The 23,160-nt window shown below is 71.5% G+C and carries 24 protein-coding genes; 17 read left to right on the plus strand and 7 right to left on the minus strand.

Annotated features, from left to right (window positions below):
• Positions 1 to 32: 32 nt before the first annotated feature.
• Genes atpA through IFY26_RS04245 form a run of 5 tightly spaced genes read left to right on the plus strand, consistent with a single transcriptional unit; the run spans position 33 to position 4,991 of the window.
• On the plus strand, positions 33 to 1,664 hold the full coding sequence (atpA, locus tag IFY26_RS04225) for a F0F1 ATP synthase subunit alpha (protein ID WP_232547743.1): 1,632 nt from the start codon (positions 33 to 35) through the stop codon (positions 1,662 to 1,664).
• Positions 1,665 to 1,668: 4 nt separating this feature from the next.
• Positions 1,669 to 2,580: a F0F1 ATP synthase subunit gamma gene (locus IFY26_RS04230; protein ID WP_232547744.1), complete on the plus strand. Its 912-nt coding sequence runs from the start codon at positions 1,669 to 1,671 to the stop codon at positions 2,578 to 2,580.
• A 20-nt stretch (positions 2,581 to 2,600) separates the two neighbouring features.
• Positions 2,601 to 4,064: a F0F1 ATP synthase subunit beta gene (atpD, locus tag IFY26_RS04235; RefSeq protein ID WP_232547745.1), complete on the plus strand. Its 1,464-nt coding sequence runs from the start codon at positions 2,601 to 2,603 to the stop codon at positions 4,062 to 4,064.
• A gap of 1 nt (position 4,065) precedes the next feature.
• Entirely contained in the window at positions 4,066 to 4,485 is a 420-nt protein-coding gene (locus IFY26_RS04240) for a F0F1 ATP synthase subunit epsilon (RefSeq protein ID WP_232547746.1), read from the plus strand.
• Between the two features lie 59 nt (positions 4,486 to 4,544).
• Positions 4,545 to 4,991 (plus strand): DUF2550 domain-containing protein, encoded by a 447-nt coding sequence (locus tag IFY26_RS04245; RefSeq protein WP_232547747.1) that lies wholly within the window; start codon positions 4,545 to 4,547, stop codon positions 4,989 to 4,991.
• Positions 4,992 to 5,001: 10 nt separating this feature from the next.
• On the opposite strand, the gene IFY26_RS04250 is transcribed toward IFY26_RS04245, so the two are convergent.
• Positions 5,002 to 5,673, minus strand: a complete 672-nt coding sequence (locus IFY26_RS04250) for a cob(I)yrinic acid a,c-diamide adenosyltransferase (protein WP_232547748.1) — start codon at positions 5,671 to 5,673, stop codon at positions 5,002 to 5,004.
• 132 nt (positions 5,674 to 5,805) lie between these two features.
• Here IFY26_RS04250 and IFY26_RS04255 point away from each other — a divergent pair, with 132 nt between their 5' ends.
• On the plus strand, positions 5,806 to 6,567 hold the full coding sequence (locus tag IFY26_RS04255) for a peptidylprolyl isomerase (RefSeq protein ID WP_232547749.1): 762 nt from the start codon (positions 5,806 to 5,808) through the stop codon (positions 6,565 to 6,567).
• Here the strand turns inward: IFY26_RS04255 and IFY26_RS04260 are convergent.
• Positions 6,557 to 7,366 (minus strand): alpha/beta fold hydrolase, encoded by an 810-nt coding sequence (locus IFY26_RS04260; RefSeq protein WP_232547750.1) that lies wholly within the window; start codon positions 7,364 to 7,366, stop codon positions 6,557 to 6,559. The two genes, IFY26_RS04255 and IFY26_RS04260, sit on opposite strands and share 11 nt — an antisense overlap.
• The gene (locus IFY26_RS04265) at positions 7,366 to 7,641 is read right to left on the minus strand and encodes a hypothetical protein (protein WP_232547751.1); all 276 of its coding nucleotides are present in this window, start codon (positions 7,639 to 7,641) and stop codon (positions 7,366 to 7,368) included. The genes IFY26_RS04260 and IFY26_RS04265 overlap by 1 nt, the downstream gene beginning before the upstream one ends.
• A 31-nt stretch (positions 7,642 to 7,672) precedes the next feature.
• On the opposite strand from IFY26_RS04265, the gene nucS reads away from it, so the two are divergent.
• On the plus strand, positions 7,673 to 8,368 hold the full coding sequence (gene nucS, locus IFY26_RS04270) for an endonuclease NucS (RefSeq protein WP_232547752.1): 696 nt from the start codon (positions 7,673 to 7,675) through the stop codon (positions 8,366 to 8,368).
• On the opposite strand, the gene IFY26_RS04275 is transcribed toward nucS, so the two are convergent.
• From IFY26_RS04275 to mce, 3 genes are all read right to left on the minus strand, one after another.
• Positions 8,365 to 9,582 carry an AI-2E family transporter gene (locus tag IFY26_RS04275; RefSeq protein ID WP_232547753.1) on the minus strand — a complete coding sequence of 406 codons (1,218 nt, stop codon included), beginning with the start codon at positions 9,580 to 9,582 and terminating at the stop codon, positions 8,365 to 8,367. The two genes, nucS and IFY26_RS04275, sit on opposite strands and share 4 nt — an antisense overlap.
• Before the next feature lie 116 nt (positions 9,583 to 9,698).
• Positions 9,699 to 10,841: a DivIVA domain-containing protein gene (locus IFY26_RS04280; RefSeq protein ID WP_232547754.1), complete on the minus strand. Its 1,143-nt coding sequence runs from the start codon at positions 10,839 to 10,841 to the stop codon at positions 9,699 to 9,701.
• A 162-nt stretch (positions 10,842 to 11,003) separates the two neighbouring features.
• Positions 11,004 to 11,456, minus strand: coding sequence for a methylmalonyl-CoA epimerase (gene mce, locus IFY26_RS04285; protein WP_232547755.1), 453 nt, complete (start codon positions 11,454 to 11,456; stop codon positions 11,004 to 11,006).
• A gap of 187 nt (positions 11,457 to 11,643) precedes the next feature.
• Here mce and IFY26_RS04290 point away from each other — a divergent pair, with 187 nt between their 5' ends.
• On the plus strand, positions 11,644 to 11,799 hold the full coding sequence (locus IFY26_RS04290; RefSeq protein WP_232547756.1) for a hypothetical protein: 156 nt from the start codon (positions 11,644 to 11,646) through the stop codon (positions 11,797 to 11,799).
• A gap of 1 nt (position 11,800) precedes the next feature.
• Complete coding sequence (locus IFY26_RS04295) at positions 11,801 to 12,340, plus strand: PH domain-containing protein (protein ID WP_232547757.1); 540 nt, start codon at positions 11,801 to 11,803, stop codon at positions 12,338 to 12,340.
• Between the two features lie 840 nt (positions 12,341 to 13,180).
• Here IFY26_RS04295 and pgm read toward each other — a convergent pair.
• On the minus strand, positions 13,181 to 14,809 hold the full coding sequence (gene pgm, locus IFY26_RS04300; RefSeq protein WP_232547758.1) for a phosphoglucomutase (alpha-D-glucose-1,6-bisphosphate-dependent): 1,629 nt from the start codon (positions 14,807 to 14,809) through the stop codon (positions 13,181 to 13,183).
• Positions 14,810 to 14,901: 92 nt separating this feature from the next.
• On the opposite strand from pgm, the gene IFY26_RS04305 reads away from it, so the two are divergent.
• The 8 genes from IFY26_RS04305 (at position 14,902) to IFY26_RS04340 (ending at position 23,141) form a co-directional block, all read left to right on the plus strand.
• Complete coding sequence (locus IFY26_RS04305) at positions 14,902 to 15,786, plus strand: tetratricopeptide repeat protein (protein ID WP_232547759.1); 885 nt, start codon at positions 14,902 to 14,904, stop codon at positions 15,784 to 15,786.
• Positions 15,787 to 16,269: 483 nt separating this feature from the next.
• Entirely contained in the window at positions 16,270 to 17,220 is a 951-nt protein-coding gene (locus IFY26_RS04310) for a glycosyltransferase family 2 protein (RefSeq protein ID WP_232547760.1), read from the plus strand.
• The gene (locus IFY26_RS04315) at positions 17,217 to 18,500 is read left to right on the plus strand and encodes an O-antigen ligase family protein (RefSeq protein ID WP_232547761.1); all 1,284 of its coding nucleotides are present in this window, start codon (positions 17,217 to 17,219) and stop codon (positions 18,498 to 18,500) included. The genes IFY26_RS04310 and IFY26_RS04315 overlap by 4 nt, the downstream gene beginning before the upstream one ends.
• Complete coding sequence (locus IFY26_RS04320; RefSeq protein ID WP_232547762.1) at positions 18,500 to 19,489, plus strand: YveK family protein; 990 nt, start codon at positions 18,500 to 18,502, stop codon at positions 19,487 to 19,489. Before IFY26_RS04315 ends, IFY26_RS04320 begins: the two co-directional genes overlap by 1 nt.
• Entirely contained in the window at positions 19,486 to 20,100 is a 615-nt protein-coding gene (locus IFY26_RS04325) for a glycosyltransferase family protein (protein WP_232547763.1), read from the plus strand. The genes IFY26_RS04320 and IFY26_RS04325 overlap by 4 nt, the downstream gene beginning before the upstream one ends.
• A complete protein-coding gene (locus IFY26_RS04330; RefSeq protein WP_232547764.1) occupies positions 20,097 to 20,660 on the plus strand; it encodes a glycosyltransferase in 564 nt (187 codons plus the stop codon). Before IFY26_RS04325 ends, IFY26_RS04330 begins: the two co-directional genes overlap by 4 nt.
• Positions 20,657 to 21,988: an MATE family efflux transporter gene (locus IFY26_RS04335; RefSeq protein WP_232547765.1), complete on the plus strand. Its 1,332-nt coding sequence runs from the start codon at positions 20,657 to 20,659 to the stop codon at positions 21,986 to 21,988. The genes IFY26_RS04330 and IFY26_RS04335 overlap by 4 nt, the downstream gene beginning before the upstream one ends.
• Positions 21,978 to 23,141 carry a glycosyltransferase family 4 protein gene (locus tag IFY26_RS04340; RefSeq protein WP_232547766.1) on the plus strand — a complete coding sequence of 388 codons (1,164 nt, stop codon included), beginning with the start codon at positions 21,978 to 21,980 and terminating at the stop codon, positions 23,139 to 23,141. Before IFY26_RS04335 ends, IFY26_RS04340 begins: the two co-directional genes overlap by 11 nt.
• Positions 23,142 to 23,160 lie beyond the last annotated feature (19 nt).

Here is a 23,160-nt window from a genome sequence, read left to right on the forward strand (position 1 = left end):
AACCCATCCGAAGAAGCGAAGGACACCAAGCCATGGCGGAACTCACGATCCGGCCCGACGAGATCCGGGCCGCGCTCGACCGGTTCGTCCAGAACTACACCCCCGACGTCGCGACCCGCGAGGAGATCGGCGTCGTCACGACGTCCGGCGACGGCATCGCCCGCGTCGAGGGCCTGCCGTCGGCGATGGCCAACGAGCTGCTGGAGTTCGCCAACGGCACCCTGGGCATCGCCCAGAACCTCGACGTCCGCGAGATCGGCGTCGTCGTGCTCGGCGACTCCGAGGGCATCGAGGAGGGCTCGACGGTGCGGCGCACGGGCGAGGTGCTCAGCATCCCCGTGGGCGAGGGCTACCTGGGCCGCACCATCGACGCGATGGGCAACCCGATCGACGGCCTCGGCGACATCGCCGACGTCGAGGGGCGCCGCGTCCTGGAGCTGCAGGCCGCCGGCGTCATGGATCGCCAGGAGGTCCGCGAGCCGTTGCAGACCGGCATCAAGGCCATCGATGCGATGATCCCGATCGGCCGCGGCCAGCGCCAGCTGATCATCGGCGACCGCAAGACGGGCAAGACCGCCATCGCGGTCGACACGATCATCAACCAGCGCGCGAACTGGGCGTCGGGTGACCCGACCAAGCAGGTGCGCTGCATCTACGTGGCGATCGGTCAGAAGGGCTCCACCATCGCGGCCCTCCGCAAGACGCTCGAGGACGCGGGCGCGATGGACTACACGACGATCGTGCACGCCCCGGCGTCCGACCCCGCGGGCTTCAAGTACATCGCCCCGTACGCGGGCTCGGCCATCGGCCAGCACTGGATGTACGCCGGCAAGCACGTCCTGATCATCTTCGACGACCTCACCAAGCAGGCCGAGGCGTACCGCGCCATGTCGCTGCTGCTGCGCCGTCCGCCCGGCCGCGAGGCGTACCCCGGCGACGTCTTCTACCTCCACAGCCGTCTGCTGGAGCGCTGCGCGAAGCTCTCCGACGAGCTCGGCGGCGGCTCGATGACCGGCCTGCCGATCATCGAGACGAAGGCCAACGACGTGTCGGCCTACATCCCGACCAACGTGATCTCGATCACCGACGGCCAGATCTTCCTGCAGTCCGACCTGTTCAACGCCAACCAGCGTCCGGCCATCGACGTGGGCATCTCGGTGTCCCGCGTCGGCGGTGCCGCGCAGGTGAAGGCGATGAAGAACACCGCCGGCACCCTGAAGATCGGCCTGGCCCAGTACCGCGACATGCAGGCGTTCGCCATGTTCGCGTCCGACCTGGACGCCGCCTCGCGTCGCCAGCTCGAGCGCGGGGCGCGGCTCACCGAGCTGCTGCGCCAGCCGCAGTGCTCCCCGTACCCGGTGGCCGAGCAGGTCGTCAGCGTGTGGGCGGGCACGAACGGCCACTTCGACGACATCGAGGTCTCCGACGTGCTGCGCTTCGAGCAGGAGCTCCTGGAGCACCTGCGCCTGAACACGCCGATCATCGCGACCCTCGCCGAGACGAACGTGTGGGACGACGACACGGCCGCAGCCGTGACGCGGGAGATCGCCGTCGTCAAGCAGCAGTTCCACGCCGATCGACACGGCGTGACCGACGACGAGCAGCACGCACGCGCCATCGAGGAGGACTCCTTGGAGTCCGAGCAGATCGTGGTCGAGGGCTGAGCGCATGGCAGCCAGTCTCAGGGAGCTGCGGCAGCGGCGTCAGTCGGTCACCTCGACGAAGAAGATCACCCAGGCCATGGAGCTGATCGCCGCGTCCAAGGTCATCCGCGCGCAACAGTCGGCCCGGCGGGCCGCGCCGTACACCCAGGAGCTGACCTCCGCGGTGGCGGCCGCGGCCGTGGCCCTGCCCGGTCAGATCGATCACCCGCTCATCAACCCCGTGCCCCAGGTGCGGCGCGTCGCGCTGCTCATGATCACGTCGGACCGGGGCATGAATGGGGCCTACAGCTCCAACGTCATCAAGGCGGCCGCCCGCATGCGCAAGCGGCTGGAGTCCCAGGGCATCGAGGTGTACCGCTACGCGGTTGGCCGCAAGATCATCCAGTACAACACGTTCCGCAGCCTCCCCATGGTGGCGACGTGGGAGGGCTTCTCCGACTCGCCCACCTACGCGCACGCGCACGAGATCGCCGACCGGTTGATGGCCGACTTCCTCAAGCCCTACGAGGAGGGGGGCGTCGACGAGATCCATGCCGTGTACACGCGCATGGAGTCGATGCTGACGCAGACGCCCACCGTCCGTCGCCTCCTCCCGCTCGAGGTCGTGAAGGCGTCCGCCACCGATGCGACGCCGACGGTGGAGTACACCCCGCAGTACAGCTTCGAGCCCGACCCGGAGACGGTGCTGGACTCGCTGATGCCGCTCTACATTCGCAGCCGGGTGTGGTTCTACCTGCTGCAGTCGGCAGCCTCGCAGCTGGCCAGCCAGCAGCGGGCCATGAAGTCGGCCACGGACAACGCCAACCAACTCATCGAGACCCTGACCCGCCAGGCCAACCAGGCGCGTCAGGCCGAGATCACCCAGGAAATCACCGAGATCGTCGGCGGCGCCAGCGCGCTGGCCGAGTCGAGCTAGGACCGAGGAAGCGAGAAGACATGACCCTGACTGCTGAGAACCCGACCGAGGCCCGGGGCGCTGCCGGCGTCGGCCGCGTGGCCCGCGTCATCGGTCCGGTGGTGGACGTCGAGTTCCCCGCCGACCAGATGCCCGACATCCTCAACGCCCTGCGCATCCGCATCACGGACGCCGGCGAGCTCGACCGCGAGGTGACCGCCGAGGTCGCCCTCCACGTTGGCGACAACATCGTGCGCGCCATCTCGCTGAAGCCCACCGACGGCATGCGCCGCGGCACCGAGGTGGTCGACACCGGCGCCCCGATCTCGGTGCCCGTCGGCGACGTCACGAAGGGCCGCGTCTGGAATGTGACCGGTGACTGCCTGAACGAGGATCTCGCGGCGTCCGGCGTCGAGATCGCCGAGCGCTGGCCGATCCACCGCCAGGCCCCGAAGTTCGACCAGCTCGAGAGCAAGACCGAGATGCTGGAGACCGGCATCAAGGTGCTCGACCTCCTGACGCCCTACGTGCAGGGCGGCAAGATCGGCCTGTTCGGCGGCGCGGGCGTCGGCAAGACGGTGCTCATCCAGGAGATGATCTACCGCATCGCCCACAACTTCGGCGGCACCTCGGTGTTCGCCGGTGTGGGGGAGCGCACCCGCGAGGGCAACGACCTCATCCACGAGATGATCGAGGCCGGCGTCATGAAGGACACTGCCCTCGTGTTCGGCCAGATGGACGAGCCGCCGGGCACGCGTCTGCGCGTCGCCCTGTCGGCGCTGACCATGGCCGAGTACTTCCGCGACGTCGAGAACCAGGACGTGCTGCTGTTCATCGACAACATCTTCCGGTTCACCCAGGCGGGCTCCGAGGTGTCCACGCTGCTGGGCCGCATGCCGTCCGCCGTGGGTTACCAGCCCAACCTGGCCGACGAGATGGGCCAGCTGCAGGAGCGCATCACCTCGACCCGTGGCCACTCCATCACCTCGATGCAGGCGATCTACGTGCCGGCCGACGACTACACCGACCCGGCTCCGGCCACGACGTTCGCCCACCTGGACGCCACCACGGAGCTCAGCCGTGACATCGCCAGCCGTGGCCTCTACCCGGCCGTGGACCCGCTGACGTCGACCTCGCGCATCCTCGACCCGCAGTTCGTGGGTCAGCAGCACTACGACACGGCGACCCGCGTCAAGCAGATCCTCCAGCGCAACAAGGAACTGCAGGACATCATCGCCATCCTGGGTGTCGACGAGCTCTCCGAGGAGGACAAGATCGTCGTCGGACGCGCCCGGCGCATCCAGCAGTTCCTCAGCCAGAACACCTACATGGCGACCAAGTTCACGCAGATCGAGGGCTCCACGGTGCCGCTGGCCGACACCATCGAGTCGTTCACGATGATCTGCGACGGCGAGGTCGACCACGTGGCCGAGCAGGCGTTCTTCAACGTCGGCGGCATGGACATGGTCATGGAGAACTGGGACCGCATCCAGAAGGAGGGCTGACATGGCGTTGCCGGACAGCCTGCTGCGCGTCGAGGTGGTGAGCGCGGACGGCGTCATCTGGGAGGGTGAGGCCGAGTCCGTGATCGCCCGGACGACGGAGGGTGACATCGGCATCCTCCCCAACCACGAGCCGTTGCTCGCGGTGCTCGTCCCGTCGGCCGCCGAAGTGCTGTCGAGCGAGGGCAACCGCGAGATCGTGGCGCTGGACGGCGGGTTCCTGTCCGTCGCCGGCAACCGCGTCGCCATCCTCAGCGGTTATGCGAAGATGGCCCAGGAGATCACCCTCGCGGACGCCGAAGTCGAGCTCGCCGAGGCGACGAAGAACCTCGAGGCTGGTCACAACGACGAGACGACCAAACACCACTTCGACCGCGCGACGGCCCAGGTGAAGGCCGCGCACCGCATGGCGGGGCGCCACTGATCCGCAGCGGCCCGGCCCTGGCGGCCGAGCGGCGTTGACGACAGCCTGGAGGGGCACACATGGGCGACTGGGTCATCCTGACCGAGATCGCCCTGCTCGTCGTCCTGGCGGCAATCGTGGTGCCCGTCGTCGGCCTGTTCGCCCGGCGTCGGTGGCTCTCCAGTCGCGGACGGGTGTTCGACTGCGCGCTGCGCCGCGGCCCGCACCCCCGGGGCTCCGGTTGGATGCTGGGCACGGCGCGCTACAGCGCCGACCGCCTGTCGTGGTACCGCACCTACAGCCTCGCCATCCGGCCTCGGGTCGAGCTCGGCCGCGACGAGATCGAGGTGGTCCGCGTCCATCCCGCGACGGCGCACGAGAAGCGCGACCTGTTGCCGGATTCGATCGTCGTCGACCTGGGTGGGCGGCACGGTGGCACGCAGATCGCGATGGACCGTGACCACCTGACGGCCTTCCTCAGCTGGGCCGAGGCCGCCGCCCCCGGGGGTGGTCTGCGCGGGGCTTGACCTCCCCGGCTCAGGCGCCCGTGTCGGCGTCCGCCTTGTTCCCACCAGCGCGCTCGATGCGGGCCCGCTGCCGCTCGGCACGGGCACCGACGGGGGCGCGGTCCTTGCCCGGCACCCACAAGACATCGCCGGCGTCGCTGTTCACCGCGCGAGCCAGGATGAACAGCAGGTCGCTGAGCCGGTTGAGATAAGTCAGCGCCAGCGGGTTCACCCCGCCGTGCTCCGGGGCGAGTCCGTGTTCCTGCGCCGCCGCCCACCCGGCCCGCTCGGCGCGGCGCACCACGGTGCGCGCCACGTGCAGGTGGGCCCCGGCGGGGGTCCCCCCGGGCAGGATGAACGACACCAGGTCGGGCAGCGGCTCACCGAAGGTGTCGCACCACTCCTCCAGACGGTCGATCGAGGCCTGTTCGATGCGCAGCGGCGGCCACGCCGGGTCGGGCACCACCGGGTTGGACAGGTCGGCGCCCACGTCGAAGAGCTCGTTCTGGATCGCGGCGAGCGCATCCGCCATCGCGCGAGGCACCCCCGCGGTGGTGAGCGCGACGCCCAGAATGCTGTTCGCCTCGTCCACCGCGCCGTAGGCCTCGACGCGGGCGTCCGTCTTCGGCACCTCGCTCATGTCGGAGAGCCGGGTGTGGCCCGCGTCACCGGTCCGGGTGTAGATCCGCGTGAGGTTCACCATGGTCACCACCCTAGGCCCCCACGCTGCCCCCGGGTGGTCCGACCCCGTCCCGTGGGCGTCCCCGAGCGGTCGGCCCGACGGTCGATGGCACTGCGATGATGGGGCACCGTGATCGTGTGGCACAGTGGAGCGGTGATCTCTCGCTCCCGCCTCCCCCTCACACTGCTCGCGGCCGCGGCGCTGGCCACCGGCTGCGCCACCACCCCGGCGGCCGCGCCGACGGACGCGGCCCCCACGGGCGCGACCACGTCGGCAGCCACCACGACGCCGACGACGGCCACCACGTCGGGTGACACCGCTGCGCCCGCCGGCACGGTGACGTGCACCTACCTGCCCTCCGGTTCGCCGGCCCGCGCCGTCGATCTCCCGGACGGCCAGGCCGTACCCGCCTCCGGCACCTCCACGGTGACGCTGTCGCTGGGTGGGCAGCCCCTCACTCTCACCCTTGACCGCGCGGCGGCGCCCTGCGCCGTGGCGTCCTTCGAGAGCCTGGCCGCCCAGGGTTACTACGAGGGCACCTCGTGCCACCGACTCGTCACGCAGGGGATCTTCGTGCTGCAGTGCGGCGACCCGTCCGGCACCGGGCGTGGCGGGCCGGGCTACACCTTCGCCGACGAGCTCGACGCCATTCCGCGGGACGCCGCCGGCTACGGGGAGTACACGGCCGGCACGCTCGCCATGGCGAACGCGGGGGCGAACACCAACGGCTCGCAGTTCTTCATCGTCTACGAGGACTCCACCTTGCCGCCCGCCTACACGATCTTCGGGCACCTGGATCAGGCATCGGTCGACGTGGTGGCCAACATCGCCGAACAGGGGCACGATGCGGCCCGCGGCGCGGGCGACGGCGTGCCGAACGCTCCCACCGAGATCACCTCGGTCGTCAGCGGCTGACCTCGGGGTCGTCGGCGTCCAGCCCGGCCAGGAACATCGCCAGAGTCTGGGTCACCGCGTCGGGCTGGTCGGCATGCACCCAGTGCGCCGCGTTCTTGATCGTGACGAGTCGCGCGCGGGGGAACAGCGCTCGCATGGGATCCAGGTGCTCATCGCGCACATAGTCGGAGTCGCCGCCCCGCAGCCACAGCGTCGGCCCGTCCCACGGTTCGCCGAGGTCGGACGGCCACGCGCTGATCTCGGCGATCTGATCGCGGATCAGGTCGAGGTTCGGCAGCCAGCGCCAGCGTCCACCGTCGCGATGGAGGTTCTGCAGCAGGAACGCCCGCGTGGCCGGCGCCGTCACCGCCGACGCGAGCTGCGCGTCGGCGTCCGTGCGCCGTTCCAGTGCGTCCAGGTCGACGCCGCGCAGGGCGTCCACATACCTACGGAAGCCGTACCCGCTCTCCGAATGGTCGGGGGCGATGTCGACCACCACCAGCCCGCGCAGCAGCTCCGGATGGCGCAGGGCCAGCGCCATCGCCACCTTGCCGCCCATGGAGTGCCCCACCAGCACCAGTGAGCCGTCGACCAGGCCCCGGGCGCGCAGATCGGCGGCCACCGCGTCCGCCTGGGCCGGATACGCGAGGTCTTCGGTCCACGGGCTGCGGCCGTGGTTGGGCAGGTCGTAGAGGAGGGCGGGCCACCGGTCGGAGAGCCCCTTGGCGACGGTCGCCCAGTTCTTGCCGCGGCCAAGCAGGCCGTGGAGGAAGGCGACGCGCGGCGTCCCGGACCCGACGTGGGTGACGTGGAGTTCCATCAGTGCCGCCGGGCCCAACAGGCGCCGTGCCAGTGCCGGCGGGAGTCGACCGCGCTCGTTTGGCCCAGCGGCGGCTCGACCGGCCACACCACCACGTGGGCCTGGCCCGGGGCGATGGCGTGGCTGCAGCCGGGGCACACGTACGGCTTCACCGACCGGTCTGCGGGGAGGGACTGCACCTGCCAGCGGCCGTCCCGCCGCGACTCCGTGCGGGCGAAACCCGCTGCCGACAGCGGCCGCGCGGGGCGCAGGTGCTTGCTCGGTCGGCGGGCCATGGCTGCCAGCATAGGCCGGTACGCTGTCGTGGTGCGTCTGCTGATCGCCCGGTGCCGCGTCGACTACGCCGGCCGGCTCTCCGCCCACCTGCCCGTGGCGAACCGACTCATCCTGCTCAAGGCGGACGGGTCGGTGTCCATCCATGCCGATGACCGCGCCTACAAGCCGCTGAACTGGATGAGCCCGCCCTGCCGCCTCACGACGCGCGATCCCGACCCCGCCATGGACGCTGAGGCCGGCCTGAACGCCGTCTGGGAGGTGGCGAACACCACGGGCGACAAGCTCGTCATCGCGATCGAGGAGATCCTGCACGACAGCACCCACGAGCTGGGCCTCGACCCCGGGCTGGTCAAGGACGGCGTGGAGGCCCACCTGCAGGCGCTCCTGGCCGAGAATCCCGAGACGTTCGGGGCGGGGTGGACGTTGGTGCGCCGCGAGTACCCGACGGCCGTGGGCCCGGTCGACCTGCTGTTCCGGGACGACACCGGTGCCCACGTGGCCGTGGAGGTGAAGCGGCGCGGTGAGATCGACGGCGTCGAGCAGCTCGCCCGCTATCTGGAGCTCATGAACGCCGACCCGCACCTGCGGCCCGTCCAAGGTGTGTTCGCCGCCCAGCAGATCAAGCCGCAGGCTCGCGTCATGGCCGCGGCCCGCAACATCACGTGCGTGACGGTCGACTACGACGCGCTGCGCGGCATCGACCACGCGGAGGACCGGCTGTTCTAGCGGCGGTCCAGCTCGGGGATCAGCACCTCGCGGTACAGCAGCAACAACGACGCCGCGGTGGGAATCGCGATCAGCGCGCCTGCGATGCCGAACAGGACGCCCCCGCTCAGCGCGGCCAGCACCACCAACGCGCCGGGCACCTGCACCGAGTGCTGGAAGATGCGGGGCTGCAGCAGGTAGGCGTCCACCTGTAGGTAGATGAGGAAGAAGACCAGGGTGGCCAGACCGATCGCCGGTGAGACGGAATAGGCGACGATCGACACGATCACCATGGACGTCGACGGGCCCACGATCGGGATGAACGCGCAGACCATCACGACCACGGCCAGCGCCAGCGAGAGCGAGCCCAGGCCCACGATGTTCAGGAAGAGGAAGGCCGCCAGCGTGGCGCACCCGACGACGATGAACAGCCCGCGGATGTACCCACCGATGCGCACGAAGACCTGGTTGGCGAGGTAGCGCACCCGGGGACGCTTCGACGCGGGCGCCAGCTCGTAGATGGCCGCCTTGATCGCAGGCAGCGAGGCGAGGAAGTAGAGGGTGAGCACCAGGGTGATGACGAGACTCACGACGACGTTCGCGATGGCCAGCCCGGCCCCGAGGAGGCCGCCGAAGACGCCCTCGATCCACGCCCCGGAGAGCACGGTCTCGCTGATGCGATCGACGATGCCGAAGCGTGCGTCGATGTCGGCGAACGCCCCGTTGGCGCGCAGGTCCTCCAGATAACTGGGCATGTTCTGCGCCAGCGCATTGACCTGTTGGGTCACCACGGGCAGCACGGCCCAGGCGCCGAGAACGATGAAGGCCACGAGCAGCAGGGCAACCAGGGTGACCGCCATCGGGCGCGGGACGCCGTGGCGGTGCAGCCACTCCACGCCGGGGTTGAGGCCGAGCGCCAGGTAGAGCGCGAGAATCACGAGGAGCAACACCCACTGCAGCGCGCCGAGCGTGGCCACCAGGGCGAACGCGAGCAGACCACCCAGGGTGGCGAAGAAGCCGATCGCGAACGGCGACTTGTCCAGCAGGTTCGATCGGGGGGACGCCGGCTCGTCGGCCAACGGATCGTACCGGTCAACCTCGGGCGGGGTCGCTGCGGTGAAGCGGCGCAACCACCGACGCCACCGACGCGCTTCGGTGGGCGCCGCGACGCCGGGGGACGCCGCACCCTCCGGGGCGACGGCGTCCGCCCCCGCGATCGGGGCCGGCGCCGTCACGCCCGGTGGCACAGCCGGGGCGGGCGCGAGCGGGGACGGGTCGCCGCTCGCGGGGGCGTCCGCGCTGCGCGAGGTTGTCCCAAGCGGGTCGGGGGGGCGATCCGCTGGGTCGCGCGTCACTGCTCCTCGTGTCCGGAGACGGCCTCGTCAAAGGACGCCGGCCGCTCGTCCGGCGTCTCGTCGCCGGCCGACGGGTCGGTCAGCCCCGCCAACGCGGCGAGCACCGGGCCGGTGTGCTCGTCCTCCGGGAACTCGCTGGTGGTCTCGGTGGCGAGGCTGGACAGCTGGGTCAGCTGGGTCAGCAGCGCCTGCTTGCGCTGCCGAAGCGTGCGCAACTCGCGCTTGAGCTGGTCGTTGCGGGCGACGAGCTCGGAATCCGTGTCGGCCAGCCGGGCCTCGGCGTCGACCTGGGCCTGGTTCAGGATCGCCCGGGCCTCGTCGAGGGCCGCCAGCTTCGTGTTCTCGGCCTCGGCCAGCGCGGCCTGCTGGCGGCCGCGGAGTTGGTCGGCAGCGTCGGCCAGCGCAGCCAGCAGTTCCTGGGAGTGGCTGGTCGCCGCATCGGCGGCCTGGGCGAGTGCCTCGTTCTGGGCCCGGTGCTCCGCGGCCAGCGCGGTGAGGGCCTCCTCGCGCTCCTGGGCCAGGGCGGCCCGCAGGTCGGCGGCCTCGCGCTCGGCGCTCTGGCGCACGGCATCGGCATCGGCCCGCGCCTCGGCGAGCAGGGACTCGGCGCGCCGCTGCGCGTCCTCGATGACCGTGGCGCGATGGGTGTCGGCAGCCTCCCGCAGGCCCGCCGCCTCGCTGCGGGCGGCGTCCAGCTCCACCGTCGTCTGACGCTCGAGGTCGCTGCGCAGGCTCCGGAGGGAGTCGATGCCCTCCTGTCGGGCCGCTTGGGCGTGCTGGGACGCCTCGCGCTGCACCCGCTCGGCCTCGGCGCGCGCATCACCGAGCAGACGCTCGGCCCGCAGCTCGGCGCGCTGGACGAGATCGCCCGCCTGGGCCTCCGCGGCCTTGAGGAGTTGGGCGGTGTGGGTGCCGAGGCGGCTGAAGTCGGTGTCGTCGACGCGGAGGTTCGCGGCGGTGAGCTCGCGCTGCACCTCGCGGAGCTGGTGCTTGGCGATCGACAGCTGCCGCTCGATGTCGCGGATGTAGTCGTCCACCGCCTTCTTGTCGTAACCCAGCATCGCGTTGGGGAAGCCGCGCACGGCGCTGGCGTTCTCGTCGAACAGGTCGAGGCCGCTGCCTTCGGGATCCTGCGTCATCGGTCGTCCTCTCGGGGGAAGCTCGGGGTGTCTGTTCCGATGCTACCGACCGCGACCGACAAGGCAGCCCGACACGCGCGCCGCCGGACGGTGGCCCGGCGGCGCGTGTCGAAGGGGGAGTGCCCGGGGGCACTTTGTGGGTGGCCGATCAGCGGCTGGCGATCAGTGGGCGGCGGCGGCCGGGGGCTCGACGATCTCGAGCAGGATGCCCCCGGTGCTCTTGGGGTGAGCGAACTGGATGCGCGAGCCGCCCGTGCCGATCTTGGGCGCGTCGTAGAGCAGCGTGACGCCGCGCTCCCGCAGGGTCGCCGAGACGGCGTCGATGTCCTCCACGCGGTAGGCGACCTGCTGGACGCCGCCGCGTCCGCCGTTGCGCTCGAGCCACTTGGCGATGGTCGAGGAGTCGTTGAGCGGGGCCAGGAGCTGGATCTGCGCATTCTGCGCGCCCTGCTCGCCGGTGCCCAGCATCGCCTCCTCGACGCCCTGCTCCTCGTTGGTCTCGCGGTGGAGCACGCGCCAGCCGAAGGTGTCGCAGTGGAGCTTGATGGCCTCGTCGAGGTCGGAAACGGCGTAACCGACGTGGTCGATGCAGACGAAGAGATCCGAATTGTCCATGACTGACAGCCTGCCACGGGCCGTTACGGCCGGCGGGCGTTCGGCAGGACTTCGCCACACTCCCGGGCTCTGGGTGGCGGACGCCGCGGGTCACGGCGCGTTGGCTGTGCACGGGGGGCCGGCAGGGGGCACAATGGCACGGTCCCCTGCACGTGTGTCGTCAGCCAGTCTTCCCCCTGGAGGCCCCATGAGCAAGATCATCAGGACGATCGTGAGTGCGCTGATCGTCATGTTCCTGATCTTCTACCTGTACACCCGACCGGAGGCGGCTGCGGAGTTCGTCAAGGCCATCTTCGGGATCTTCGACGCGATCGGCCGGTTCTTCAACGAGCTCCTTCGCTGACATGGCGCTGTTCGCGGCCTACACCTCGCCGCGCACGCAGCGCCGCCTCCTCACCGAGGAGGGGGAGTTCATCGTCGACGAGGTCGTCAAGCACCCGATCACCCGGGTGGTGCCGACGCTCATCGTGTTGTGCGCGATGGGGCTGCTCCTCCTCATGCCCCTGCTGGGTCATGGCTGGTGGCTCGGCCTGGCGGCGGGCCTCGGCGTCGGCGGCTACGGGTTCTATCGGCTGCACGCCGAGTTTATGGACCGCTTCGTCATCACCAACATGCGCGTCTTCCGTGTGCACGGCATCTTCGACCAGCACATGGCCACGATGCCCATCGCGCGCATCCTCGACATCTCCGTGCGCCAGACCTTCTGGGGCCAACTGTTCGGTTACGGCCACTTCGTCTTCGAGTCCGCGGCGCAGGACCAGGGGTTGAAGGAGATCACCTTCGTCCCTCAGATCGAGACCCGTGACCGCGAGATCCAGCGCATCATCCAGCGCGCCGGTCTGCGCGCGCGCATGAGCCGGGACGACTACTGGGCCGACGTCTGACGTGTCCGGGGTGGGCGGAGCAGGCCGCGTTGCACCCGGTCATCACCGCGTGAGCCCCGAGCGGGACGCGCCTGAGCTCGGGTCCCGCGGGCCCTTGAGCACGCGACGATGCCCAGCGGACGCTGCGCGCTGGCGTCCCTGGTCGGCTTACGGATCCGCCCGACGTTGCAGGCGCCCCCTGGCTCACAGCACCTGACGTTCGCGCCTGATCCCTGCCTTTGCTCGCCCCGCGGCCCAGCCGTTCGCGCAGGTTCCTTCCTGTCCACCCTCGTGTCCTTGGCCTGCTGGCCCCGCGGCCCTGCTGGGAGCACCGGCTCCCTGTCGTTTCCGCCGCCTCCCTACTGTTCCTGTCGCCCCCCTGCTCGAAGCCCACCTCCCCAGCGTTGCAACGGCAGGGTGGTCAACCGCAGGCAGGGAGGCGGAAAGAGCGCCAGGGGGGCGCCGAGAACGGCAGGGTGGCGGGTACCCTGCGGCACGGCAAGGTTGAGGTGAGGTGAGATCGCATTGAGGGTCACGCGGCTCGGAAATGGATCGGGACCGAAAACCCTGCACAAGACCGCACCTCCATCACCGCTGAGATTCGGGCCGAGAACGTCGCCCCGCGCGCCTCCTCGACGCAGATCGCGCCTGCGGCGTCGAACGGACGGGTTGTGCATGGGTTGTCGACGGAGATCGGGTCTGCGGTGTCGAGAACCCCGACGTGGGCATGGGTTGTCGACGGGGATCGGCTCTGCGGCGTCGAGAACGCGGGCTTGTGCATGGGTTGGCGACACGGGCCGTGACGCAGCAAGGGCCCGGGCGGATCACCCGGGCCCTGGCCGCTGACCTGCGGCGATGCCGTCAGTTCAGCACGGCGTCCACGACTTCCTTGGCCTCCTTCTGCACCTGCGCGAGGTGGTCGGCGCCCTTGAAGGACTCGGCGTAGATCTTGTAGACGTCCTCCGTGCCGGACGGCCGCGCGGCGAACCAGGCGCTCTCGGTCACGACCTTCAGCCCCCCGATGGCCGCACCGTTGCCGGGCGCCTCGGTGAGCTTGGCCGTGATCTTCTCACCGGCCAGCTCGGTCGCGGTCACATCCGCCGGCGAGAGCTGCCCGAGCTTGGCCTTCTGCTCCCGGTTGGCCGGGGCGTCCAGGCGTGCGTAGGCGGTGGAGCCGAACTCCGCCTCGAGCTCGCGGTAGTGCTCGCTGGGCGTCTTGCCAGTGACGGCCAGGATCTCCGAGGCGAGCAGGTCGAGCAGCAGGCCGTCCTTGTCGGTCGTCCACGTTTCGCCCTTCAGCGTCAGGAAGGACGCCCCCGCGGACTCCTCGCCGCCGAAGCCGATCGTGCCGTCCGAGAGGCCCGGCACGAACCACTTGAACCCCACGGGCACCTCCACCAGGCGCTTGCCGAGCTTGCGGGCGACGTTGTCGATCATCGAGCTCGACACGAGCGTCTTGCCGATCCCGGTGTCCGGCCCCCACCCGTCGCGGTGGCTGAACAGGTACTGGATCGCCACGGCCAGGTAGTGGTTGGGATTCATCAGGCCGGCGTCCGGGGTTACGATGCCGTGCCGGTCGGCGTCCGCGTCGTTGCCGGTGGAGAGGTCGTAGGCGTCCCGGTTGCCTATGAGGGAGGCCATGGCGTAGGGGCTGGAGCAGTCCATGCGGATCTTGCCGTCCCAGTCCAGCGTCATGAACGGCCAGGCCGGGTCGACCGTGGGGTTCACCACGGACAGCCCGAGGCCGAGCTTGTCCGCGATGTACTCCCAGTACTGCACGGACGCCCCACCCATCGGGTCGGCGCCGATGGAGAGCCCCGCGTTGCGGATGGCGTCCAGGTCGATGATGGTGGCGAAATCGTCACAGTAGGGCGTTCGGTAGTCGTGCCGCGTGATCTCTGAAGCGATCCGCTCGTACGGGGTCCGCTTGGCCGACGTCGCGCCCGCCAACAGCTCGTTCGCCCGGGCGGCGATGACCTTGGTCGCGTCGGAGTCGGCCGGGCCGCCGTGCGGCGGGTTGTACTTGAAGCCGCCGTCGGCGGGCGGGTTGTGGGAGGGGGTGACGACGATGCCGTCGGCGCGGGGGCCGTCGTGGTCGCGGTTGTGGACGATGATCGCCCGCGACACCGCCGGGGTGGGGGTGTACTCGTCCTCGCGCTCGGCGCGCACGTCGACCCCGGCCGCGTGCAGCACCTCCAGCGCCGTCTTCCACGCCGGCAGGCTCAGCCCGTGGGTGTCCTTCCCGATGAACAGCGGGCCGGTCACCCCCTGGGATGCGCGGTACTCCACGATCGCCTGCGTCGTCGCCGCGATGTGGGCCTCGTTGAAGGCCGACTTCAGGCTCGACCCCCGGTGCCCGGACGTGCCGAACACCACCTGCTGGTCGGGGTTGGCCGGGTCGGGGACCAGGTCGTAGTAGGCCGCAATCAGCGCGTCGATGTCGGTGAGGTCGCCGGGTTCGGCGACGTGTCCTGCTCGTTCGTGCACCATGGGCCCCATCATGCCCCCTCGCGCGGCCCCCCGCCCGCGGTTGGGCGAACCCGATTCCGGGCGGTCGGCGTCCGGGTGGAACAATGGCAGGCATGACGTCTCTCCCGTTCGCCGGTGGTGCCATGGACCTGTCCGCGCTCAAGCCCGCGCCCCCCGCGCCCGCCGGCGCCACCTACGTGACCACCGCCGACGACCGCACCTTCGAGTCCGTGCTCGGCCTGTCGATGAAGCACCCGCTGGTCGTGGAGTTCACCTCGCCGCGGGCCAATGCCCAGGCGCTCAGCGACGTCCTCGACACCCTGGCCAACGAGGCCGGTGGCGCCTATCTGCTGGTGCGCGTCGACGTGGATGCCGCGACCGGCATCGCGCAGGCGCTCGGCATCCAGGCGGTGCCGATGGTCGTCGGCGTGGTCGGCGGGCAGCTCGCCCCCCTGTTCCAGGGCACGGCGGACGCCGCCGACGCCAAGGCCGCCATCGACCAGTTGCTGCAGGTCGCCGCCGCCAACGGCCTCACCGGTCATGCCCAGCCCCTGGCGCCCGCCGCGGGTGAGGAGACGGCCGGCCCCGACCCGCGCTTCGAGGCCGCCGACGCCAAGCTGGCTGCCGGCGACTTCGCGGGCGCCGTGGCGGAGTTCGACCGTCTGCTGGCGGCCAACCCGGCGGACGCGGAGGCCTCGGCCGGTCGGGCCCAGGCGCGCCTGCTGGTGCGCATCCAGGAGGTGGACGCCGCCGGGGTGGTCGAGCGGCTCAACGCCGATCCCAACGACGTCGAGGCTGCGTTGGCCGTGGCCGATCTGGAGGTGGCCAACGGCGACGTCGCTGCCGCCTTCGGTCGTCTCATCGAGTTGGTGCGTGCGTCGACGGGGGAGCAGCGCGACACCGTGCGCACCCGTCTGCTCGAGCTGTTCGAGACCGTCGGCGGCACCGATCCGGCTGTGCTCAAGGCGCGGCGCGACCTGACGTCCGCGCTCTTCTGAGCCACGCCTGCTGAGGTGCCCCGTTCCCCCTGAGGTGTCCGGTCCCACGGTGTGAGGCCGGGCTTCGCTCCCGGCGGGGTGGCGATTTCCCGTCCGCCCGGGGTGCCCCCCGCCGGATCGCACACGGCGTTCCCCCCTCATCTTTGTGTCGCCCGCAAGGGGGGCCGGGGTCCCCTTTCCGGGTGTCACCCCAGCAGGGGACGGGCAACGGCAATCGGTTACCCGCGTGGTCAGCCGCACGCCTTTTCCCTGTCCCTCACCGGGGTGACAATGTCAGCCGGCGGAATGGGAGACCCTCCACGAATGGCCTTGTCGCAGGCCTGGTAGGCGTGGAGCGGCCTCGCCTGCACAGCCGCGGGAGGGGCGCGTCACCCGCGCGGGGGATGGTCCAGATTTCAATTCCTTCCTAATCTCGCCTCGGTTGTTGAATTTCCCCCGAGAACGGATCCCCGAATGCGCGACATCCCGGCCGACGCTGTGCCCGTGCGACCCGCAGACCCGGTGGATCCACGGCAGGACACCGCCGAACACACCGGCGACCCCTGGAGCGTCAGCGTGGTGATTCCCACGCGCGGCCGTCCGGAGCTCGCCCTCGCGGCCGTCCGGTCCGCGCTCGGGCAGACCCGCTCACCGTGGGAGGTGCTGCTGGTCGTCGACGGCCCCGACCCGGTGACGGAGGAGGGCGTCCGCGACGTCGACGACCCCCGGTTCCGGCTGCTCGTGCTGCCGGAGAACGTCGGTGCGGGGGGAGCCCGCAACGCCGGCGTCCGCGCGGCCAAGGGCGCCTGGATCGCCTTCCTCGACGACGACGACACCTGGCGGCCGGCCAAGCTCGAGCGTCAGCTGGCGGCCCTGGCGAGCCGACCCGACGCCGCACGCACCGTCCTCGGCACCGGCACCGTGTGGCACACCGGACGCGCCACGCACACCTGGCCCCTGCGCGCCCCCCGGCCGGGGGAGACCGTGGGCGAGTACCTCTTCGTCCGCGACCGCGCCGGGGAGGGCATGTTGCCCACCCCCGGCATCCTGCTGCCGCGCGCGCTGGCCGCCACCTGCCCCATGCCGACCCACCTGCGCACCCACGAGGAGTGGGACTGGATGCTCGAGCTCGAGAAGCACGGCGCCCGGTTCGACGTGGTTCTCGACCCGCTCGTCGACGTGGACGCCCGCCCGCGCCGCGCGTCCCGCAGCCAGGGCAACCGCTGGCGCGTCTCGCTGGCCTGGGCGCTCGACCGCGCCGAGGATCTCGGGCCGCGCGCCTTCTCGGCCCTGGTGCTGACCGAGGTGGCCCGCGGCGCCGCGCAGGGACGCGCCGGCCTGGCCGCCCACCTCGCCATCGCGGCCGTCGCGCTCACCGGACGCCCCCGGCTGCGGGACGTCGCTCGCTTCCTCGCCCGCCCGCTGACGCTGCGCCTGGGCCGGGGGGCGGCGTGACCACCCTCCTGGGGCCCCGCACCGGCGGCGCGACGGCGGCGTCGGCGCCAGCCCCCCGCACCTCGGCCCCGGCCGGTACCCCGCGCCTGCTCTCCGACCCCGTCGCCACCGCCCTGCTCGTGTTCTGCTCCCTGCTGCCGCTGAAGTGGTGGCAGCTCGGTGTGGACGTGGCGCTGCCCCTCCAACCCGACCACCTGATGTGGGGCCTCGGCGTGCTGGCGGTCGGCGGCGCGCTCATCGGCCGGCGTCCCCACCTGCGTCACGTGTGGGTGCCGGTCACGCTGGTGCCGTACCTGCTGTGGTTGGCGCTCTCGGTGAGCTGGTCGGTGGAACCGGCCCGCTCCCTGCTCGGGGTGGCCTACCTGACGCTGTGGGTCGTCTTCGGCCTGTTCATCGCGGTCGGCCGCAACCTGGGCGATCTGCTCACCGTGGTGTCACGCGCCGTCACCGTGGTTCTGGCGTTGCACTGGACGGCCCGCATCGTCTCCCCGGGCACGGCGATCCACACCGACCTGCACGCCGGTGCGCTGCGCGGTTTGGTGGAGGACAAGAACCTGCTCGGCTACTGGGCCGTCTTCGGGCTGCTCGCCGCCGGAGCCCACACCGTGGCCGTGTGGCAGGACCGTCGCGCCCGGCTCGTGCCCGCCCTCACCACGCTCGCGGCCCTGGCCACCATCCTCGCCACCACCAGCAAGACCGCGCTGTCGATGGCGCTGCTGGGGGTCGCCGTCGGCGGGTTCCTCGTCGCCCTGTCGCGGACGCGGCGTCCGTACGGCGTTCCACTCACCGTGACGGCCGTGGTGGTCGCCCCCATGGCGTACCTGCTGTCCACCGGTTTCGGTGCGATCCTCGAACTCCTGGGACGCGACCCCTCCCTCACCGGGCGCGTGCCCATCTGGAACGTCGTGCGCTTCGCCATCGCCGAGCGACCCGTCACGGGGTACGGCTGGGACGCGCTCTGGATCGCGGGCAGCCCCACGACCCAGCGCTTCTGGGCCATGCACTACGACGTGCCCTTCCACCACGCCCACAACGGCTACCTCGACCTGGCGGCCCAGATCGGCATCGTCGGCCTGGTGCTCGCGTTGGTGTTCGTGGGTTCCCTCTTGTTCCGCACCCTCCCGCAGTTCCTGGCCGAGCCGACCGCACCGGTCGGCTGGCTGCTCGCGCTCGTGGTGGTGCTCTTGTCGTACAACGCGACCGAAGTGGTCGGCTTCACGAATGTCACGTGGGTCGTCCTCGTCGCGGGTTCTGCCATCCTCAGTCGAAAGGGAAACTAGTGCACCTCGCCTACGCCTTGTCGCTCGTCCGACGCAAGCTGCCGTGGCTGCTCGCCGGCATCCTCATCGTGGCCCTGGCCGCGCTCGCCCTGCTCAACTCCAACCGCTCGTACGAGGCGACCAGCCACCTCGTCGTCCGCCCCCTCGACACCCAGGTGACCGAGCGGGCGGTGTCTCCGGACCGGTTCCTGGGCAATCAGGCCCAGGTGGTGCTGAGCGACGCCGTTCTCACGCCGGCCGCCGTCAGCCTCGCCGACGGCACCGATGCCCGAGAGCTGCGCGAGCACCTCACCGTGACGCTCGGCACCCAGAACGACGTGCTCCAGGTCACCGCCGAGGGAGACGACGCGGAGCAGGCGGAGCGCCGCCTCGCGGCGGTCGTCACCAGCGTCATCGAGCGCAACGACCCCATGCTGCTGGCCAGCGTGCTGTGGACGGGCGAGCCCGAGGTCAGCGCGTCGCTGGTCCGCAACGCCGTGATGGCGGGCGTGGCGGCCCTGTTGGGCGGCATCGTCCTGGTCATCCTGTGGGGAGCCGTGCGGCGTCCGCTGTTGGACCCCCGCTACGCCGTCCTCAGTTCCGACGACGTGGAGATCTACCCCCGCACCGTCGGGGTGACGCCCGACGGCTCACTGGACGAGCAGGACGTCACCGCCTGGCTCCGGGCGCTCGCCGGGGACTCCGGCGGACGCCTCATGACGGCCGATCTGTCCGGCACCGCGGTCACCGCGGGCTTCACCGAGCGGCTCAGCCACCGGGTGGCCGGCCGTGGGGACGTGACGGTGCTGCCCGAGGGAGGAAACGTCGAGCGTTCCTCCCGGCGCCCCAGCCTGGTCGTCCTGGTCGGGGAGGCCGGCCGCACCACGGAGGCCGACGTCGAGGAGCGGGCCGCCGTCCTCCAGGCGCTCGGGGGCCGCACCGCCCTCGTCCTCGTCCGGGGCCGCCGCGGTGGCGCGTCCCGTGGTCTGACCCAGGAGGTGGCGGCATGACCGCTCTCGAGATCACCCCGGCCGACCTCGGCGCGCCGGACCTGTCCATCCCCACCCACCTGCCGAGCGCAGTGCGCGCCGAACTCGCCCTCGAGGCCATCGCCCCCGCCCGGGCGGTGCTGGACGATGACGGTGACGCGGCGCTCCACGAGCACGACCGGCGTGATCTGCTGTTCGTCTGCTCCAGCGGTGGCCACCTGGCCCACTTCATGACCATGCGGGAGTGGTGGGCCAAGCACGACCGCCGGTGGGTCACGTTCGACCTGCCGGACAGTCGCGCCCGGCTCGCCGAGGAGGACGTCGTCTGGGCGCACTACCCGACCACGCGCCACGCCCGCAACGCGGTCCGCAACTTCTTCCTGGCCTTCCGCGTGCTGCGCGAGCGGCGTCCCGATGTGATCCTCAGCACGGGTGCGGCGGTCGCGGTGTCGTTCTTCGTCGCGGGCTTCCTGCTCCGCATCCCGCGCGTCTACATCGAGGTCATCGACCGCGTGGACTCCGCCACCCTCAGCGGCCGGCTGTGCCGCTCCATCTCGTCCGTCTTCTGCGTCCAGCTCGAGGAGCAGCTGGACGTCTATCCCCACGCCCGACTGATTGGACCACTGCTGTGACCCCTCCGATCCGCATCCTGCTGACCATCGGCACGGACATGCACCTGTTCGCCCGGCCCATCGCCTGGTTGGACCGCTACGTCGCGGACCGCCCGGGGCTGGCCGAGCTCTGCGTCGTGCAGCACGGGAACTCGCCCGCACCCCTGGTGGCCGGCGGCTCCGCCTTCATCCCCTACGACGAACTCGTCCGCTTCATGGGGGAGGCCGACGTGGTCATCACCCACGGCGGCCCCGCGACGATCTTCGAGGCCCGCGGCCAGGGCCGGGTTCCCGTGTGCGTGCCCCGCAACCCCGCGCTCGGTGAGCACGTGGACGGACACCAGCAGCGCTTCGCCCGCTACCTCGCCGCCAAGGGCGCGGTGCTGCTCAGCGAGGACGAGGAAACCTTCATCGCCCACCTCGACGCGATCCTGGACGACCCCGGCGTCGCGTCCGTGCACCGGAACGCCGCCGCCACGGCGGCCGCTGTGAGCGCCGTGGAGCAGATCGTGGACGACCTCGTTCCGCGCCGCACCGCCCGGCCGCGACGTGCCATGACCGGAGCCGGGGCGCGGGCGTGACCGACGCCGCTCCGGGCCACGACGCCGGGCGAGGGGAGACGCTGCTGCGCTGGGGCCGCCGCTCGTCGGCGATCCTCGACACCGGCATGTCCAGCCTGGGCAATCTGGCCCTGAGCGTGTTCGCGGCCCGGACGCTCTCCCTGCCCGAGTTCGGGCTGATGTCGGCCACGCTGCTCGGCGGCCTCGTCCTCGTCGGGCTCTCGCGCGCCCTGTTCGGTGACCCGCTGATCCTGCGCCACTCCGCCGACGCCCCGCAGGATCATCGGGCAGCGGTGGCGGACGCCACGTCCGCCGCACTGCTGACCGGCCTCCTCGTGGCGCCCGCGGTCTTCGGGATCCTCTTCGGCGTCCTGCTCGTCGCCGGCGCCAGTGCAGCCACGGCGGCGGCACTGGCCGGCGTCCTCGGCGGCGGCACCGTGCTGCTCGTCGCCCAAGAGCTCCAGCGAGCGATCGCCTACGGCACCGGCCGGCCAGTGAACGCGTGTGCCAACAGCACCGCCTGGACGTTGGGCGTCCTCGCCCTGCTGGCCGCCGCCCATGCCGGCGTCTGGCCGTTGACCCCGGCCGGCCTGCTGGCTGCGTGGGTCGTGGCGACGGTGCCCGGCACGGCCATCGGCATGCTGCTCAACGGCGTCGCACCCCGCCTCGCCGGGCTGCGTCCCTGGTTCGGACGCCACCCCCGCCTCACCCGCCAACTGCTCGTGGACTTCGGGCTCACGCAGGTGACAGCTGAGGCGTCCTTCCTGCTCATCTCGATGCTGGCGGGAGCAGGCCAGGCGGGCCTCCTGCGCAAGGCGCAGATCCCACTGGCCCCGGTCAACGTCATCACCAACGGCCTGATCTCGGTGACCCAGCCCGGGTTGGTGCGCCGCGTCGCCGCGGGGCACAGGGCCGCCCAGATCGCGCGGCTGGCGCACCGCCTCGGCGCGGTCATCGCCGGCTTCGCGCTGGCCCTCGGCCTTGGCGTGGCGCTGCTGCCCCCCTCGGTGGTCGCGGTGCTGGTGGGTGAGGATTGGGGCCAGGCGCGCGTCCTCGTGCCGCTGCTCGCCGTCTACGCGGCGCTCGGAGCGCTCACTGCCTGCCAGGGCGTGGCGCTGCGTGCGCTCGGCCGCCTGGGCGACCAGATCCGGCTGCGGCTGCTGTTCGTGCCCGTCATCGTCGCCATCGTCGCGCTCGGGGCCCTGAACGGTGCTCTCGGCGCGGCGACCGGGCTGGCCGTCACCATGGTGCTGATCGCGTGCGGCTGGGGTTGGCTGCTGGTGCGAGCCCGTCGTGCCGAGCAGGCCGCCGCCGTCAACGAACCTGAAGGAGCTCTCCGTGTCGGCTGAACCAGAACAGGGTGGCGCGGGCGTGGGAACGCCGCGCCCGGCGGCGGCCGGTCTGCGCATCGTGCACGTCCTGCCCCACGGCCGGCCCGGGGGCATGCGGGAGGTGGCGTTGGCCCTGCACGACGGCCTGCCCTCCCGCGGGGTCGCCTCGCAGGTGGTGTGCCTGGCCGAGCACGGCGCCACCCTGGACCGCACCCTGGCGCCGTCACCCGGTGCCACGTCTGGTGGTGCCTTCGCACGGCTGCGCGGCGCGGCCCGCCTGCTGGGAGTTCTCGTGTCGCGGTGGCGGGCCGACGCGCCCGACGTCGTCGTCGCGCACGCGGTGATGACCGCCGTGCTCGCGCTCACCGCCGCGCGCCTGGCCGGCGTGCGGCGCCGGACGGTGGTGATCCACATGCTCGCGGAGACCCTGGGCCGGCCCAAGCAGGTCGCCCTCTGGCTGGGGTGCCGCACCGGGGTGATCACCGACGTCGTCCACTGCGGGCAGACGGTGCGGGACTCCTTCGCCCACCTCGGTGCGGCCGTCGCGTCGCGCTCGACCGTGATCCAGAACGGCATCCGGCTGCCCGACGCCGCCGGCATCGACGGGCTGACGCAGGAGCGGCCGCGCTTCATCTGCGCGGCGCGCCTCGTCGCGCTCAAGAACGTCGACACCCTCGTGCGCGCGGCCGCCCGCCTGCAGGTGCCCGCCACCGTGGTCGTGTGCGGCGATGGCGAGGAGGAGGCCGACCTGCGCGCGCTGGCGTCCGAGCTGGACGCGCCCGTGGAGTTCCGCGGCATGGTCGACCGGGACGAGCTGGCGCGGCTGTACGCGGCCGCCACGGCCTTCGTCCTGCCGAGCCGGCTCGAGGGGCTGCCGCTGGTGCTGATCGAGGCCGCCGCGCAGGGCCTGCCGGTCGTGGCGAGCGACAAGCCGTTCAACCGCGAGATCATGGGCGACGCGGCCCTCTACGTCGACTGCGACGACGTGGCCGGGTGGGCCCGGGCGCTCGACCGCCTGGCCGGTTCGCCGGAGCTGCGCGCCCAGCTGGTCCGCGGGGGTCTGGAACGGGCGTCGCTGTTCACCCTCGACCGTATGGTGGACGCCTACGCCACCCTGTTCGGAGCCGACGACGTCCGGGCCGGGGCCTCCCCGGCGCGCGAGGCGTCCTGAGCGTTCCCACCCGAGGAAG

This window comes from Propioniciclava soli, assembly GCF_014858005.1.
Taxonomy (GTDB): Bacteria; Actinomycetota; Actinomycetes; order Propionibacteriales; family Propionibacteriaceae; genus Propioniciclava; species Propioniciclava soli.